The following is a 14,142-nucleotide window of genomic DNA, read 5'->3' as shown; positions in this document are numbered from 1 at the left end:
GCAGCCCGGCCGACGGCGGGGGCAGCGCGATGTCGGGGACCCCGCGGGCGAGCAGCCGGACGCTCGCGCGCGGCACGGTCGCGATCGCGAGGGGGACGCGCGTGGCGAGATCCGCGGCGACGTCGCCCGGCTCGGTGTCGAACTGCAGCGCCAGGACCGCGTCGAGTGCCCGGGCGTCGCGGGCCAGCAGGTGGGCGTGCCCAGCCTCGAGGCGGTCGGCGTCCACGGCGATCACCGCGCGGCCCGCCGCGAGACTGTCGCGCACCTCGCGGGCGAGCCGGGTGTCCGCGCCGGCGAGCTGGACGCGGGCGATCCCCGAGCGCAGCTGTGCCCGGAGAAGGTCCAGCCGCCGAGCGGTGTGCTCCTCGAGCGGCAGCGCGTCGAGCGACGGACCGCTCGAGGGGGCGGCCACGGTCGCCAGCCCGGTCAGCTGCGGGTGCAGCCGGTAGCGCCCGAGCAGGCGCAGGTAGCCCGCCGGGCCCAGGGTGAACGCCTGGTCCGCCACCGGCCCGACGGGGTCGTCGAGCAGGTCGACCAGCCCGGACCCGACCAGCGGACCGCCCGGGTCGAGCTGCCCGAACGCGTCGATCGGGTCGGCCTCGGCGAGGAGCGCGGCGAGCCCGACCGTGGGGTGTGCCGTGGGCGCACCGGGGCGCAGCCGGGCGGCACACGCGCCGTACGCCGGATCGAGCAGGAAGCCGAGCGCCAGCGCGAGCGCGATCGGCTCCAGGTCGACCGCGCGGCCACCGAGCCCCCGTGGTCCGGGACCGGCATGGGGCCGGTGCTCGGCGTCGTCGAGCAGCCGGCCGAGCAGGTCGAGGATGGCCGCCGGGCCCTCGGCGAGCGCGGCGGGGGACTGCTCGGTCGTCGCGCTCATGGCTGCGGCGTCCTCTCGATCACCCGCTCGACCCAGCCGGCGGCCGCGGCCCGCAGCTCGTCCGGGCCGACGACCGTGCGGCACTCCTGCGCGCCGGACCGGACGTCGACGGTCTGGTTGAGCCGGTACCTGGTCGGGCCACCGGCCGGGTCCGCGATGGTGCGGACGGCCAGCACGGACACCGCGCCGTCCTGCGCGAGCGGCCCCGGGCGCGGCAGTGGCTCAGGCATGCGGTCATCGTCGTCCGGGACGCGTCACCGGCCCGTGAGTGCAGCGTCAGTCCAGCGTCGGGTCGGTGAGCGCGGCGTCGAGCAGCCGGGCCATCGCGGTCGACGGCGCGAGTCCGAGCTCGTCGCGCAGCAACCGGGCGCAGCTGCGGTACTGCGCGATAGCGGCGCTCCGGTTGCCCTGCGCGAGGTAGGCGCGCATCAGCAGCAGGTGCGCCGATTCCCGCAGCGGCTCGGATCCGACGACGTCGAGTCCGGTCACCACGGCCTGCGCCAGCCGGCCGTCGGCGATCAGCCGGTCGGCGAGGGACTCCAGAGCCTGCAGGCGCAGCTGGCGGAACTGCTCCTTCGGGATCACCGTCCAGTCCTCGGCCCAGTCGACCAGCAGATCGCGACGCAGCAGCGCGACGGCGTGCGGGATGTCGCGCAGGCAGCCGGCGCCGTCCACGGCGTGCCGGGCCAGCGATGTCGCCTCGGTCAGGTCGACACGTACCTGCGCACGCAGGCTCAGCGCGTTCTGGGTGATGTCGACCAGCGCGATCGCGGCGTGCGACAGGCTCCACAGCGCGGTGCGCAGGCTCGCCAGCGCGCGATCGGACGTCGATTCCGGCCACAGGGCTCCGGCGACGATCGACCGGCGCGAGACACCCTCTTCCAGGGCGAGAAACGCCAGCACCCGCTCCGCCCTGGTGCACAGCGGCACCGGGCGGCCGCCGTACGCCACGTGGAACCGCGGGATCAGCCGGATCTCGGCGATCTGCTCCTCGGCCGCCGGCCCGCTCGACGCATCGGCGTCCGGCTCATCCGGCGCCCGCAGCCGGTGCGCCGCCGCGTCCGGCGTACTTCGGCTCAGCGTCGCCGCGGCTGCGCCCCCGAATCCATCCATCGCCGCCCCCTGTTCTGCTGCTCCACGATCCCAATCCGGTCGTGACCGGCGCGTCACCCGGTCGTCAATCCGCGCCGGTTTTTGTGCCGCTGACCTGGGCGGATGCCCAAGACGGCGGCACCGCCGGACATGCTCTGGACGGTACCGGCGGACCGGGCGGGCACCAAGGGCCACAGCCGGATTCGGGACTTTCGTGCCATCGTGCGCACGGGGCGGGGGACCCCTGGTCGGCCAGAGCGGCCGAGGGCGTCACTTCGAGTCGCGCTGCCAGGCCGACCCGGGCGGCTGGGCGAGCGGCGTGGGCCGGTACTCCAGCAGCTGGAGGCCGCCCTCGAAGGTCCGCGAGGCGAGGAGCTGCAGCGCGAAGTCTCCGAAGCGCTCCCAGACGCGTTCGAGCCCGGTGCGCCCGGTGATCACCGGGAACAGCACGATGCGGAACCGGTCGACCACCCCGGCCTGCATGAGGGAGTGGCCGAGGCGGATGCTGCCGAGGGTGCCCAGGGGCCTGCTGGAGGTGCGCTTGAGCTCGCGTACCGCGTCGACGGCGTCCGAGCTGATCAGCCGGGTGTTCGGCCACCGCAACGGTTCCTCGAGCGTGCCGGAGAAGACCACCTTCTCCGCCTGGGTGAGCTGCGCGAAGCCGGCCCGCTCCGCCGCGGCGATCTCGAGCGACGCGGCCTGCTCGGCCATCGCCGACATGGTGCGGTACGTCGTCGCCCCCATCACCGTCAGCTGCTCGGGCTGCCGCGCGAGCCAGTCCAGGTACTCGGGGCTCTCCAGGCCCCACCAGCCCGGCCATCCGTCTCCGGCCGCGCAGCCGTCGAGGGACAGGATGAGGTCGAAGGTGAGCTCCTGCTGCCTCGCCGTCGGGTCGATCATGACGTCTCCTGCCCTCGCGCGGCGTGTGCGACGCATCTGCCGGTCACGGTACTGCCGGACCGCCCGGTCGTATAGCGACCGGGCGGTCCGGCAGCACCTGGCATCGACCTGTGGGGTCCATGCCGCCGGGCGCCGGGCACGCTAGCGTCGGGGACGAAAGCCCAGCGTGGGCGTCGTGTGGGAGTGCAGATGCGCAGCAGCAGCCAGGGAGTCGCCAGCGAGGTCGGTCGGCAGCCGCACAGCTGGCAGGAGGGCGTCGCGGAGGGGTTCGGGGCGATCGTCACGCTCGGCGGCTTCTGGTGCCTGATGCAGGTGGTGTTCCGCGGCGCGCGGTGGGTGCAGGCCGTCGGCGAGATCTTCAACTTCGTCGCCGTCCCCGCGCAGCCGAACCTGTTCGTCGGCGCCGTCCTCATCCTCATCGGGGGTGCGCTGCGGCGGCGGCTCGCCGCGGCGTACTGGCTCGTGATCGGCTACCTGCTGGTCATGCTCGTGCTGTCGACGGTCTTCTTCGACTATTGGCGGACGACGAGCGGGACCGAGGTGCTCGAGGCGCCCGCGAGCGGCGGGGTCAACCGGTGGTACGTCGTCGAGCTCGCCGGCGTGGTCGCGGTGCTCGCCGTGCTGCTGGCCGCGCGGCGCGCGTTCATCGCGCGGCTGGCCCCCGGGTCGCAGGCCGGGGCCCTCGGGCTGCTGGCCGGCGGGCTGGGCACGTCGGTACTGGTCACCTTCGGGCTCACAGCGTTGTTCCCGGACACCCTCCAGGGCTGGGGAGAGAAGCTCGACTGGTCCATCTGGCGGGCGCTGGGCATCACGTTCACCTTCCTCACCGAGCACCCGGCCCATCACGGGCACCACTGGGTGGCCACGATCGGCGCCGTGCTCTCGATCGGTGCGTTGTTCCTGGCGGCGAGCACCTTCCTGCGGACCTCGCGGGCGCGCCAGTTCATGGGGCCGAGCGACGAGCTGAAGGTACGCGGGCTGGTCGGGCAGTACGGCGAGGGCGACTCGCTGGGCTACTTCGCGACCAGGCGGGACAAGTCGGTGGTGTTCTCCCCGGACGGCAAGGCCGCCGTCACCTACCGGGTGGTGGCCTCGGTCAGCCTGGCGAGCGCGGATCCGGTGGGGGACCGCGAGTCGTGGGCCGCGGCGATCGCCGCGTGGACCCGCGACGCGCGCACGAACGGCTGGTTCCCGGCCGTGCTGTCGGCCAGCGAGGACGGCGCGCGCGCCTATGTGCAGGCGGGCCTCAAGGCGCTCGAGCTGGGCGACGAGGCGATCATCGACGTCGACGAGTTCGCGCTCGAGGGTCGCAACATGCGCCAGGTGCGGCAGGCCGTCACCCGCGTGCGGCGGTCCGGGTACACCTTGCAGATCCGCCGCCACCACGAGATCCCGGCCGGTGAGATGGCGCACCTCGAGGCGCTCGCCGAGAAGTGGCGCGGCGGCGCGACCGAGCGCGGGTTCTCGATGGCGATCGGCCGGCTGGGCGATCCGGCCGACGGACGCTGCCTGATGGTCACGGCGCACGACCGGGACGGCGAGGTCCGCGGCCTGCTGTCGTTCGTGCCGTGGGGGATGCGCGGCATCTCGCTGGACCTCATGCGTCGTGACCGGCTCGCCGTCAACGGGCTCAACGAGTTCATGGTCGCGGGTGTCCTGCAGGCGGGGCACGGGCTGGGCATCCGGCGACTGTCGCTGAACTTCGCGATGTTCCGCTCCACCTTCAGCGAGGCCGACCGGGTCGGCGCGGGCCCGATCACCCGGCTGACCAGCACCCTGCTGAGCGCGGCGTCGAAGGTGTGGCAGCTGGAGACCCTGTACCGCTCGAATGCGAAGTATCAGCCGGAATGGCTGCCGCGGTACATGTGCTACGACTCGGGGCTGTCGGCGGCCCGCGCGATGATCGCGGCCGGCATGGCCGAGGGCTTCCTGCCCGCGGGCAAGGTGCCCGATCAGCGGCGCGGCCCGACGCGGGTGTCGTACGGCGGTCGCGCGATGGACTTCGACGACGCCGTACGGCGCCAGGACGACGAGTTGCTGCAGGTGGCTCCGCCGACGCGGCGGATGAGCCAGCAGCAGCGCGTGCGGCGCACCAAGGCAGATCGTCTTCGCTCGGCCGGGATGTCGCCGTACCCGGCGGCGGTCTCGCGCGATCGCTCGATCCCCGAGGTATGTGCGCAGTTCGTCGATCTTCCGCCGGACCACCGGACCGGGTCCGTGGTCGCGGTCGGCGGTCGCGTCCGCTCGATCCGCGACTTCGGGGGGCTGGTGTTCGCCGCCGTCGAGGAGGACGGGGCGCGGCTGCAGCTGATGCTGGACCCCGCGTCCGAGGGATTCCGGCTCTGGCGGGAGGCGGTCGACATCGGCGACCAGGTCGCGGCCCGCGGCGAGATCGTCACCTCGCGGTCCGGCGAGCTGTCGCTGCGGGTGCTCTCCTGGGAGATGGCCTCGAAGTGCCTCCGTCCGCTGCCGGACCCGCACAGCGGGTTCAGCGATCCGGAGGCTCGCGTCCGGCAGCGCTATCTCGACCTGATCGTGAACCCGGAGTCGATGTGGCTGCTGCAGGCCCGCAGCCGCGCCGTCGCCGCGATGCGCGCGACGCTCGCCGGGGACGGGTTCTGCGAGGTCGAGACGCCGATGCTGCAGCCGGTGCACGGCGGAGCCACCGCGCGCCCCTTCCGAACCCACATCAACGCCTACAACGCGGACCTGTACCTGCGGATCGCTCCCGAGCTGTACCTCAAGCGGCTGTGCGTCGGCGGAATGGGCAAGATCTTCGAGCTCAACCGGAACTTCCGCAACGAAGGTGCCGACGCCAGCCACAATCCCGAGTTCACGTCGCTCGAGGCCTACCAGGCGCACGCCGACTACACCATCATGCGGGCGCTCACCCAGCGGCTCATCGTCGCCGCGGCGGTCGCGGTGCACGGGGAGCCCATCGCGGTCCGGCGTCACCCCGACGGCTCTCGCCACGAGATCCGGCTGGACGGCGAATGGCCGGTGGTGCCGGTGCACACGGCGGTCGCTCGGGCGACCGGGCACCAGATCACGCCGTCCACGAGCGCCGGCGAGCTGGCGGAGATCTGTGCGGCGCACGGGCTCTCGGTCGGGCACGCCCGGAGTGCCGGCGAGCTCGTGAGCGAGCTGTACGAGGCGCTCGTCGAGGGCCAGACGATCGAGCCGACGTTCTACACGGACTTCCCCGTGGAGACCTCGCCGCTGACGCGCGTCCACCGGGCCGACCCGCGGCTGTCGGAGCGGTGGGACCTCGTCGCCTTCGGCGCCGAGATCGGCACGGCGTACTCCGAGCTCATCGACCCGGTCGACCAGCGCGATCGGCTCACCGCGCAGTCCATGAAGGCCGCCGGCGGCGACCTGGAGGCCATGGAGCTCGACGAGGCCTTTCTCACCGCGCTGGAGTACGGCATGCCGCCGACCGGCGGGCTGGGCCTGGGCGTCGATCGCATCCTGATGATGCTCACCGACGGCACGATCCGCTCGACCCTCGCCTTCCCGTTCGTCCGCACCTGACCCGCGACCCGGCACCGCCCGGTCGCCGGTTCGCCGGTGCCGCGTGCGGCGCGTGCGTTCCCGCGGGAACGCGTGGGTGGAGCGGTTCGACGGCGGGTTCCGGCGTCTCGACGTCGGGCTCGTTCCTCGCCCTCGCTCGACGACCGTGGGGTGTGGTGTCTCGGCGTCGGGCTCGTTCCTCGCCTCGCTCGACGACCGTGGTAATCATGGAGCTCGCGACGACCGTTGGAGGCAGGCCCCGTCACCGTCGTCCGCCCCCTCTCACGGTCGTCGAGCGAGCGGAGCCGATAGGCGCAGCGACGTCGAGACGTCGCGGGTCGCTGGTTCGGGCGGGTCGAGCAGGGCCTGCGCGTTCCCCGCGGGCACGCACGCGAACCTAGCGGAACAGGCAGAAGGGGTGCCCCGACGGGTCGAGCAGCACGACGACGTCGTCCTGCGGCTGGTGCGCTGCGCGGACGGCGCCGCACTCGACTGCCCAGCGCGCGGCGGCCTCGAGATCGTCGACCCGTAGATCCAGGTGCTGGGTGCTCGTCTGGGCACCGGCCTGCGCGGGCCAGCGCGGTGTCCGCCAGTGCCGCTCCCACTCGAAGTTCACCGTGAGGTCGCGCGCGCTCACCTGCGCCCAGCCGGCATCCTCGGGCTCACCGGGTCGCGCCGGCTCCTCGGCCGTCACCGGCGCCGACAGCAGCGCGGCGTAGAAGGCCGCCAGCCGCCGAGGGGCCGGGCTCATCACCGTGACGGAGGTGGCGCGGATGGCCGGCGCCGACGGAGGGGCGGCTCGCCCGTACGACGGGATGCTCATCACCCCATCGTGCCAGCGCGGCCGGTGCCGGTCAGTCCGACCAGCGGAACAGCCGCCGCGCGAGGCCGGCGAACAGTCCGGTCCACACCGCCAGCACCAGCAGCGCCCGCCAGTCGACGACCCCCTCGCCGAGCGCAGCGCGGAACCCGTCGCCCAGCGCGCCGGAGGGCAGCAGAGAGACCACCGTCGACCACGGAGCCCCGAAGCTGGCCGCCGGAAGAACGGTGCCCAGCCCGAGCATCAGCACCCAGACGAGGTTGGCGAGCGCGAGGACCGCCTCGGCGCGCAGCGTGCCGGCGAAGAGCATCGCGAACGACACGAAGCACGCGGTGCCGAGCAACCAGAACACCACGGCGAGGAGGACGCCGAGCGGTTGCGGGCGCCACCCCATCGCGAGCGCCACCGCGCCGAGCACGACGAACTGCACCAGCTCGACGACGAGTACGGCGAGGATCCTGCCGGCCAGCAGGCCGCCGCGGCCGAGCGGCGTGACGCCCAGCAGCCGCAGAACGCCGTACCGCCGGTCGAACCCGGTCGAGATCGCCTGGCCGGTGAACGAGGTGGACAGCACGGCCAGCGCGAGGACGCCGGGTGCGACGACGTCGATGCGCGGTCCAGACAACGCCGGGTAGGGCAGCAGCACAGCCGCCACGAGCGCCATGGCCGGCAGGATGATCGACACCAGCAGCTGCTCGCCGTTGCGCAGCAGGACGCCGGTGTCGAACCGCGCCTGCGCCACCACCCGGTCGCGGGTCGTCGCGGGGGCGCTCATCGGCCGGCCTTCGCGGTCAGCTCGAAGTACACGTCTTCCAGGCTTCGCACACCCCGGATCTCGTCGACCGTGCCGGCCGCGGCCACCGCACCGCGATGGATGATCACGATCCGGTCGGCGAGCCGTTCGGCCTCCTCGAAGGAATGCGTCGTGACGACGACCGTCTTGCCCCGCTCGCGCGCGGCAGCGATGAGCTGCCACACGTCGAGACGCGCGTGCGGGTCGAGACCCGCCGTGGGCTCGTCGAGGAACAGCACCTGCGGATCGCCGATCAACGCGGCGGCCAGCGCCACCCGCTGCCGCTGCCCACCGGACAGCCGGCGGATCGTCGTCCCTCCGAAGGCGTCGATCCCGAGGTCACGCACCAGGTCGGCGACCGGCAGCGGGGCCACGTAGAAGGAGGCGAGGTGCCGCAGCAGCCGCAGCGGCGTGGTCCCGTTGGGCAGGCCGCCGTCCTGCAGCATCACGCCCACCTCGGCGCGGTGCTCGGGACCGGCGTTCCACGGGTCGCGGCCCAGGACCTCGACCTCCCCCGAGGTCGGCTCGATCAGGCCCTCCAGGCACTCCATCGTGGTGGTCTTCCCGGCGCCGTTGGGTCCCAGCACGGCGGTGATCCGGCCCGAGGGAGCCGTCCAGGTCATGCCCTCGACGGCGCGTACGTCGCCGTAACGCTTGCTTACCCGACTGATCCGCACCGCTGTCGCCACGATGATCGAGTCTATGCCGGGCGGGCGTGTGAAGACCCCGTGGGGCGCGAAGCGCGGCGATCCGCGCGGACGCCACCCGCGGGTCCCGTCCGCCCGACGTGACCGGGTCCATAGACTCGCCGCATGACCGCCGCAGCGCCCACCCCCGGCGTCTCCCGGGTGCTGGTCGCGCTGGGCGGCAACGCGATGAGCGCCCCGGACGGCAGCGCCACCGAGGACGACCAGACGGCGGCTCTGGGACAGGCGGCCGCGCACATCGCCGACCTCGTCGCGGAGGGGGTCGACGTGGTGATCACCCACGGCAACGGCCCGCAGGTCGGCAACCTGCTGGCGACGAACGAGTACGCGCTCGCCATCGCGCCGCCGGCCTCCCTCGCGTGGTGCGACGCGCAGACCCAGGCGACGATCGGACTCACCCTCATGAACGCGCTGGACGGCGAGCTCGCCGCCAGGGGCTGCCGGCGTCCGGTCGTCTCGCTGATCACCCGCACGCTGGTGGACGCCGAAGACCCGGCGTTCGGTGATCCGGTGAAGCCGATCGGCCGGTACCGGCCGGTCGCCGAGGCACGGCGCTTCGTCGGCCTCGGGCAGACGTGGAAGGACTACGGGGCCCGGGGCTGGCGGCGGGTCGTCGCGAGCCCGCGCCCACTGGAGGTCCTCGAGGCGCCGACGGCCCGGTCCCTGGCCGACTCCGGCGTCGTCGTGGTGTGCGCGGGCGGCGGCGGGATTCCCGTCGTACGCCGGGGCGCGCGTCTGGAGAATGTCGAGGCGGTCATCGACAAGGATCTCGCCTCCGCCGTCCTCGCGCCGGTCGTCGGGGCCGACACGCTGATCCTCGCCACCGACGTCGAGGCCGCGATGATCGGCTACGGCGGGCCGGATCCCGAACGGATCGGTCACGTGGGGCTGCGGAGGATCCGCGAGCTCGAGGCGCAGGGGCACTTCGCGGCCGGGTCCATGGGGCCGAAGGTCGGTGCCGCGCGCAGCTTCGTCGAGAACGGCGGACGCGCGGCGATCATCACCCGCGTGGACCTGCTCGCCGAGGCGGCGCGGCGCGCCGTCGGCGAGGTCGGCACGGTCATCACCGCCGCGGGCCCGGCCGCGTAGCCCGCGTCCGGGCGCGGTCAGCCTGCGGCGGCACCGCCCCACGGCCGGCGGCCGGCACGTCGATCGCAGGCGCGGGCGGGGATCGGCGCGCCTCACCGCGCACGGCAGGCGCCGCCTGGAAAACTTGGCTGACCGTCCGGGCGGCAGGTGCGGCGCGCGTCGCCCGACGTCCCGGGACGAGTCCTGTGCGACGGTCGCGCAGCCGACGAGGGAGAGCCATGGCGCTAGGTATCGGATGGACCCAGAAGGGCGACGGGAAGCACATCCCGCCCGGTGAGGTGGTCAAGCCCGACGAGCGGCTCTCCTGGGGACGCACGGTGGGCTTCGGGCTGCAGCACGTGTTCGCCATGTTCGGCGCGACGTTCGTCTTCCCGCTGATCATGGGCCTGAACCCGCAGTTCGGCATCATGATGTCCGGCGTCGCCACGATCATCTTCCTGCTGGTCGCGCGCGGCCGGATCCCGTCCTACCTCGGCACCTCGGCGTCCTTCGTGGCCGCCGCCGCAGCCATCGCGGCGCAGACCAGGTCCTCGGGGGAGAGCTACGCCGCGACGCTCACCGGCGCCGTGCTGATCGCCGGCGTCCTGCTGGCGGTCATCGGCGCGATCGTGCATGCCGTCGGCGGTGCCGTGGTCTCGCGCGTGCTGCCGCCGGCCGTCACGGGCGCGGTCGTCATGCTGATCGGCTTCAACCTCGCGCCGGTCGTCGCGGGCACCTACTGGCCGCAGGACCAGTGGGTGGCGCTGGCGACCATGGTGTTCGTGACCGTCATGGCGATCGCCTCCCGAGGCTTCGTCTCGCGGATCGCGATCCTGCTGGGCCTGGTCTTCGGCACCGCGCTGTCCTGGCTGTTCGACGTCGTCGGGCTGGACTACGGTCGGGCGAGCGCGACCGGTGAGGCGCTGCCCTCCGGCAGCGACCGCCTGAGCCTCGCCGCGGTCAAGGCCGCCGACTGGGTCGGCCTGCCGCAGACCATCACCAAGCCCGACGGCAGCACGCTCGCCGGGCCGCACCTGCCGATCTTCTCCGCCGCCGCGATCCTGGTCGTCCTCCCCGGCGTGATCGCCCTGGTCGCGGAGAACGCCGGGCACGTGAAGGCCGTCGCCGAGATGACCGGCCAGAACCTGGACACCTCGATGGGCGCGGGATTCATCGGCGACGGCGTCGGCACCGCCGTGTCGGCGTTCGCCGGTGGGCCGCCGACCACCACGTACGCCGAGAACATCGGCGTGATGGCCGCCACCCGCGTCTACTCCACCGCGGCCTACTGGGTCGCCGCAGGGTTCGCCATCCTGCTGGGGTTCTCGCCGAAGTTCGGCGCGCTGATCGCCGCCATCCCCGGCGGCGTGCTCGGCGGGATCACCGTGGTGCTCTACGGCATGATCGGCCTGCTGGGCGCGAAGATCTGGGTGGAGAACAACGTCGACCTCGGCAATCCGATCAACCTGGTCCCGCTGGCCGCGGGCCTGATCATCGGCATCGGCAACGTGCAGCTGAGGCTCACCGAGAGCTTCAGCATCACCGGCATCGCGCTGGGCACCATCGTGGTGATCGTGCTGTATCACCTGGCGCGGGCGATCGCGCCTGGCGAGCTCAAGCGGGACCTCGCCGCGGGCGTGGACGCCGACACGGTCGACACCACGGTGCTGGCCCTCGGCGACGTGCGGGACCCCGACGGCCTCGAGCACTCGCCGTGGGAGAGCCGGTCCCAGGGTCCGCGTCGGTCGGCCGGCCCGCGGAGCGGCGGGGACGTCGAGCGGTAGGCGCGCGGTCAGCCGCGGTGGGCGGGCGGTCAGCCGCGTGCGCTGCCCAGCAGGATCCCGAGCCAGGCGAGCGCGAACGCGCCGAGGAGGGTGCCGAAGACGTTGAGCGCGGCGTGGCCCCGGGGCGCCCCGATCGCGAGCCGCACCGTCTCCACCGACGCGGTGCTGAACGTCGTGAACCCGCCCAGCAGCCCGGTGCCGAGGACGGCGTACCAGTCGTCGATCGAGTGCCCGGCCGCGGCGCCGGCGAGCAGGCCGAGCAGGAACGAGCCGACCAGGTTGATGGTCACCGTCGCGACCGGGAAGTGCGTGCGGGTCGCGGCCCTGATCAGCGAGTCCACGACGAGGCGCAGCGCGGCTCCGACCCCGCCGGCCAGGCTCAGCAGCACGAAGACCGGCGCGCTCACCGCGCGCCGCGCAGCCGCTGCGCCGCGGAGATGCCGCTCCAGGCGAGCAGCACGCCGCCGAACAGGGTGGCGGCCGTGTACCCGACGGCGGTCCCGATGCTGCCGGCGCGCAGCAGATCCACGGTCTCCACGGCGAACGAGCTGTACGTCGTGAACCCGCCCAGGCCGCCGGTCCCGAGCAGCAGCCGCAGGCGGCGTCGGACGCCGCTGTCGTCGCCGGCGATGAGCAGCACCTCGAGCAGGACGCCGAGCAGCATCGCGCCGAGCAGGTTCACCATCAGCGTCCCGACGGGGAAGCCGCGGCCGGCAGGAAGCGCGACCTCGACGGCGGCGCGCACGGCGCACCCCGCGACGCCGCCGGCGAAGACGGTCGCCACGTCCGTGACGCTCGGATGGGCCGCGTGCACCGCGGACGGCGCGTCCGGGTCCGATGGCTGACGGGTGTACGGCACCGGGTGATTCTCGCACCCGACCGTCATCTCCCCGGCAACCCCGCGTGCGGCCGGTATCGTGGGCGGTTGCCGACGTACGACCGCTGGAGTGAATCCGTGCACCTCAAGAGCCTGACCATCAAGGGCTTCAAGTCCTTCGCGTCGGCGACGACCCTGCGCCTCGAGCCCGGCGTCACCTGCGTGGTCGGGCCCAACGGGTCGGGCAAGTCGAACGTCGTGGACGCCATCGCGTGGGTACTCGGCGAGCAGGGTGCGAAGGCGCTCCGCGGCGGCAAGATGGAGGACGTCATCTTCGCCGGCACCGCCGGCCGCGCCCCGCTCGGGCGCGCCGAGGTCACGCTGACCATCGACAACTCGGACAACGCGCTGCCGATCGACTACACCGAGGTGTCCGTCACCCGCCGCATGTACCGCAGCGGTGAGAGCGAGTACGAGATCAACGGCGATCGCTGCCGCTTGATCGACATCCACGAGCTGATGAGCGACTCCGGCATCGGGCGCGAGATGCACGTGATCGTGGGGCAGGGCCAGCTCGACAGCGTCCTGCAGGCCCGGCCGGAGGACCGGCGCGGGTTCATCGAGGAGGCCGCCGGCGTCCTGAAGCACCGCAAGCGCAAGGAGAAGGCGCTGCGCAAGCTCGACGCGATGATGGCCAACCTGACGCGCGTCAGCGACCTCACCGACGAGCTGCGCCGCCAGCTCAAGCCGCTCGGCCGGCAGGCGGACGTCGCCCGGCGCGCCCAGGCGATCCAGGCCGACGTCCGCGACTCGCGGCTGCGGCTGCTGGCCGACGACCTGGCCACGCTGATGTCCACGGTCGAGCGCGAGGTCGCCGACGAGAGCGCGATGCGCGAGCGTCGCGCCGAGGTGGAACGGGAGCTCGCCGAGCGCGGCCGGCGAGAGGCCGAGCTCGACGAGGCGTTGTCCGCGGACGCCCCCGCCCTCGCCGCCGCGCAGGACGCGCACTTCCAGCTGTCGGGCATCGCCGAGCGGCTGCGCGGCACCATCCAGCTCGCCGCCGAGCGGCACCGTAACCTCAGCGCGCCGCTGGAGGACCCGGCGAGCTCCCGCGACCCGGCGGAGCTCGACCGGCAGGCCGCGGTGTTCGCCGAGGAGCTGGAGAAGATGAAGGCGGCCCTCGCGGCCGACCGGGAGCGCCTGGAGGGGATCGGCGAGCAGAAGCGCGGCGCCGAGGCCGAGCTGAAGACCGCCGAGGACCGGCACGTCGCCGCGGTGCGCGCCATCGCCGACCGCCGCGAGGGCCTGGCTCGGCTGGTCGGGCAGGTCAACACCCTGCGGGCCCGCGCCGGCGCGGCCGAGGAGGAGATCGCCCGGCTCGGCGCCGCGCACGCCGAGGCGACCGCGCGCGCCGCCGAAGCCGAAGGCAAGCTGGCGCACCTGCAGGAGTCGATCGGCGACCTGGACGAGGGGGAGCACGGCCTCGACGAGCGGCACGAGGCCGCCGAGCGGCAGCACGCCGCCGCCCAGGCGCAGGCGCGCGAGCTGCGCGACGCGCAGCGCGAGGCCCAGCAGGAGGCCAAGAGCTGGCAGGTGCGCCGCGACGCGCTCGCCGTCGGGCTGAACCGCAAGGACGGCACCGCGAGCCTGCTCGAGGCGGGGGACCGGCTGCCCGGCGTGGTCGGGTCGCTGTCCACGATGCTGCGCGTCACGCCCGGCAGCGAGGCGCCGGTCGCGGCCGCCCTCGGCGCGCTCGCCGACGCCGCCGTCGTCC

General features: G+C 73.6%; 13 protein-coding genes. 4 read left to right on the top strand and 9 right to left on the bottom strand.

Going from position 1 to position 14,142, the window contains the following annotated elements:
* The 4 genes from F8A92_RS17010 to F8A92_RS16995 form a co-directional block, all read right to left on the bottom strand.
* Positions 1 to 877: hypothetical protein (locus F8A92_RS17010; protein ID WP_153506374.1), on the bottom strand; the 877-nt coding region annotated here is incomplete at its 3' end.
* Entirely contained in the window at positions 874 to 1,107 is a 234-nt protein-coding gene (locus tag F8A92_RS17005; protein ID WP_153506373.1) for a hypothetical protein, read from the bottom strand. The genes F8A92_RS17010 and F8A92_RS17005, both read right to left, overlap by 4 nt.
* Before the next feature lie 46 nt (positions 1,108 to 1,153).
* Positions 1,154 to 1,990, bottom strand: a complete 837-nt coding sequence (locus F8A92_RS17000; protein ID WP_153506372.1) for an AfsR/SARP family transcriptional regulator — start codon at positions 1,988 to 1,990, stop codon at positions 1,154 to 1,156.
* A 249-nt stretch (positions 1,991 to 2,239) separates the two neighbouring features.
* Positions 2,240 to 2,869 carry a dihydrofolate reductase family protein gene (locus F8A92_RS16995; RefSeq protein ID WP_153506371.1) on the bottom strand — a complete coding sequence of 210 codons (630 nt, stop codon included), beginning with the start codon at positions 2,867 to 2,869 and terminating at the stop codon, positions 2,240 to 2,242.
* 189 nt (positions 2,870 to 3,058) lie between these two features.
* Here F8A92_RS16995 and lysX point away from each other — a divergent pair, with 189 nt between their 5' ends.
* Positions 3,059 to 6,400 carry a bifunctional lysylphosphatidylglycerol synthetase/lysine--tRNA ligase LysX gene (gene lysX / locus F8A92_RS16990; protein ID WP_153506370.1) on the top strand — a complete coding sequence of 1,114 codons (3,342 nt, stop codon included), beginning with the start codon at positions 3,059 to 3,061 and terminating at the stop codon, positions 6,398 to 6,400.
* 376 nt (positions 6,401 to 6,776) lie between these two features.
* Here lysX and F8A92_RS16985 read toward each other — a convergent pair whose 3' ends face one another.
* Genes F8A92_RS16985 through F8A92_RS16975 form a run of 3 tightly spaced genes read right to left on the bottom strand, consistent with a single transcriptional unit; the run spans position 6,777 to position 8,681 of the window.
* The gene (locus F8A92_RS16985) at positions 6,777 to 7,202 is read right to left on the bottom strand and encodes a VOC family protein (protein WP_194291560.1); all 426 of its coding nucleotides are present in this window, start codon (positions 7,200 to 7,202) and stop codon (positions 6,777 to 6,779) included.
* Between the two features lie 31 nt (positions 7,203 to 7,233).
* Entirely contained in the window at positions 7,234 to 7,974 is a 741-nt protein-coding gene (locus F8A92_RS16980; RefSeq protein ID WP_153506369.1) for an ABC transporter permease, read from the bottom strand.
* Entirely contained in the window at positions 7,971 to 8,681 is a 711-nt protein-coding gene (locus F8A92_RS16975; RefSeq protein ID WP_228389533.1) for an ABC transporter ATP-binding protein, read from the bottom strand. Before F8A92_RS16975 ends, F8A92_RS16980 begins: the two co-directional genes overlap by 4 nt.
* A 123-nt stretch (positions 8,682 to 8,804) precedes the next feature.
* Between F8A92_RS16975 and F8A92_RS16970 the strand changes: the two genes are divergently transcribed.
* Positions 8,805 to 9,788 carry a carbamate kinase gene (locus tag F8A92_RS16970; RefSeq protein WP_153506368.1) on the top strand — a complete coding sequence of 328 codons (984 nt, stop codon included), beginning with the start codon at positions 8,805 to 8,807 and terminating at the stop codon, positions 9,786 to 9,788.
* A gap of 218 nt (positions 9,789 to 10,006) precedes the next feature.
* Positions 10,007 to 11,551 carry a uracil-xanthine permease family protein gene (locus tag F8A92_RS16965; RefSeq protein WP_153506367.1) on the top strand — a complete coding sequence of 515 codons (1,545 nt, stop codon included), beginning with the start codon at positions 10,007 to 10,009 and terminating at the stop codon, positions 11,549 to 11,551.
* A gap of 29 nt (positions 11,552 to 11,580) precedes the next feature.
* Here F8A92_RS16965 and F8A92_RS16960 read toward each other — a convergent pair whose 3' ends face one another.
* Both F8A92_RS16960 and F8A92_RS16955 read right to left on the bottom strand, forming a co-directional pair.
* On the bottom strand, positions 11,581 to 11,958 hold the full coding sequence (locus F8A92_RS16960; RefSeq protein WP_153506366.1) for a fluoride efflux transporter FluC: 378 nt from the start codon (positions 11,956 to 11,958) through the stop codon (positions 11,581 to 11,583).
* Positions 11,955 to 12,410, bottom strand: coding sequence for a fluoride efflux transporter FluC (locus F8A92_RS16955; protein ID WP_194291559.1), 456 nt, complete (start codon positions 12,408 to 12,410; stop codon positions 11,955 to 11,957). The genes F8A92_RS16960 and F8A92_RS16955 overlap by 4 nt, the downstream gene beginning before the upstream one ends.
* 66 nt (positions 12,411 to 12,476) lie before the next feature.
* On the opposite strand from F8A92_RS16955, the gene F8A92_RS16950 reads away from it, so the two are divergent.
* Positions 12,477 to 14,142, top strand: a 1,666-nt coding sequence (locus F8A92_RS16950; RefSeq protein WP_228389532.1) for a chromosome segregation SMC family protein, incomplete at its 3' end; no start/stop codon positions are given.

The sequence above is a fragment of the Cumulibacter manganitolerans genome, from assembly GCF_009602465.1.
GTDB classification, from domain to species: domain Bacteria; phylum Actinomycetota; class Actinomycetes; order Mycobacteriales; family Antricoccaceae; genus Cumulibacter; species Cumulibacter manganitolerans.
This window is presented reverse-complemented; position numbering and strand designations above follow the sequence as displayed.

Bases quoted from the DNA above. Each gene is read 5' to 3' on its own strand.
- F8A92_RS16985 (WP_194291560.1), bottom strand. From the start codon at position 7,202: ATGAGCATCCCGTCGTACGGGCGAGCCGCCCCTCCGTCGGCGCCGGCC.
- F8A92_RS16970 (WP_153506368.1), top strand. From the start codon at position 8,805: ATGACCGCCGCAGCGCCCACCCCCGGCGTCTCCCGGGTGCTGGTCGCG.
- F8A92_RS16965 (WP_153506367.1), top strand. From the start codon at position 10,007: ATGGCGCTAGGTATCGGATGGACCCAGAAGGGCGACGGGAAGCACATC.
- lysX (WP_153506370.1), top strand. From the start codon at position 3,059: ATGCGCAGCAGCAGCCAGGGAGTCGCCAGCGAGGTCGGTCGGCAGCCG.
- F8A92_RS16995 (WP_153506371.1), bottom strand. From the start codon at position 2,869: ATGATCGACCCGACGGCGAGGCAGCAGGAGCTCACCTTCGACCTCATC.
- F8A92_RS16980 (WP_153506369.1), bottom strand. From the start codon at position 7,974: ATGAGCGCCCCCGCGACGACCCGCGACCGGGTGGTGGCGCAGGCGCGG.
- F8A92_RS17000 (WP_153506372.1), bottom strand. From the start codon at position 1,990: ATGGATGGATTCGGGGGCGCAGCCGCGGCGACGCTGAGCCGAAGTACG.
- F8A92_RS17005 (WP_153506373.1), bottom strand. From the start codon at position 1,107: ATGCCTGAGCCACTGCCGCGCCCGGGGCCGCTCGCGCAGGACGGCGCG.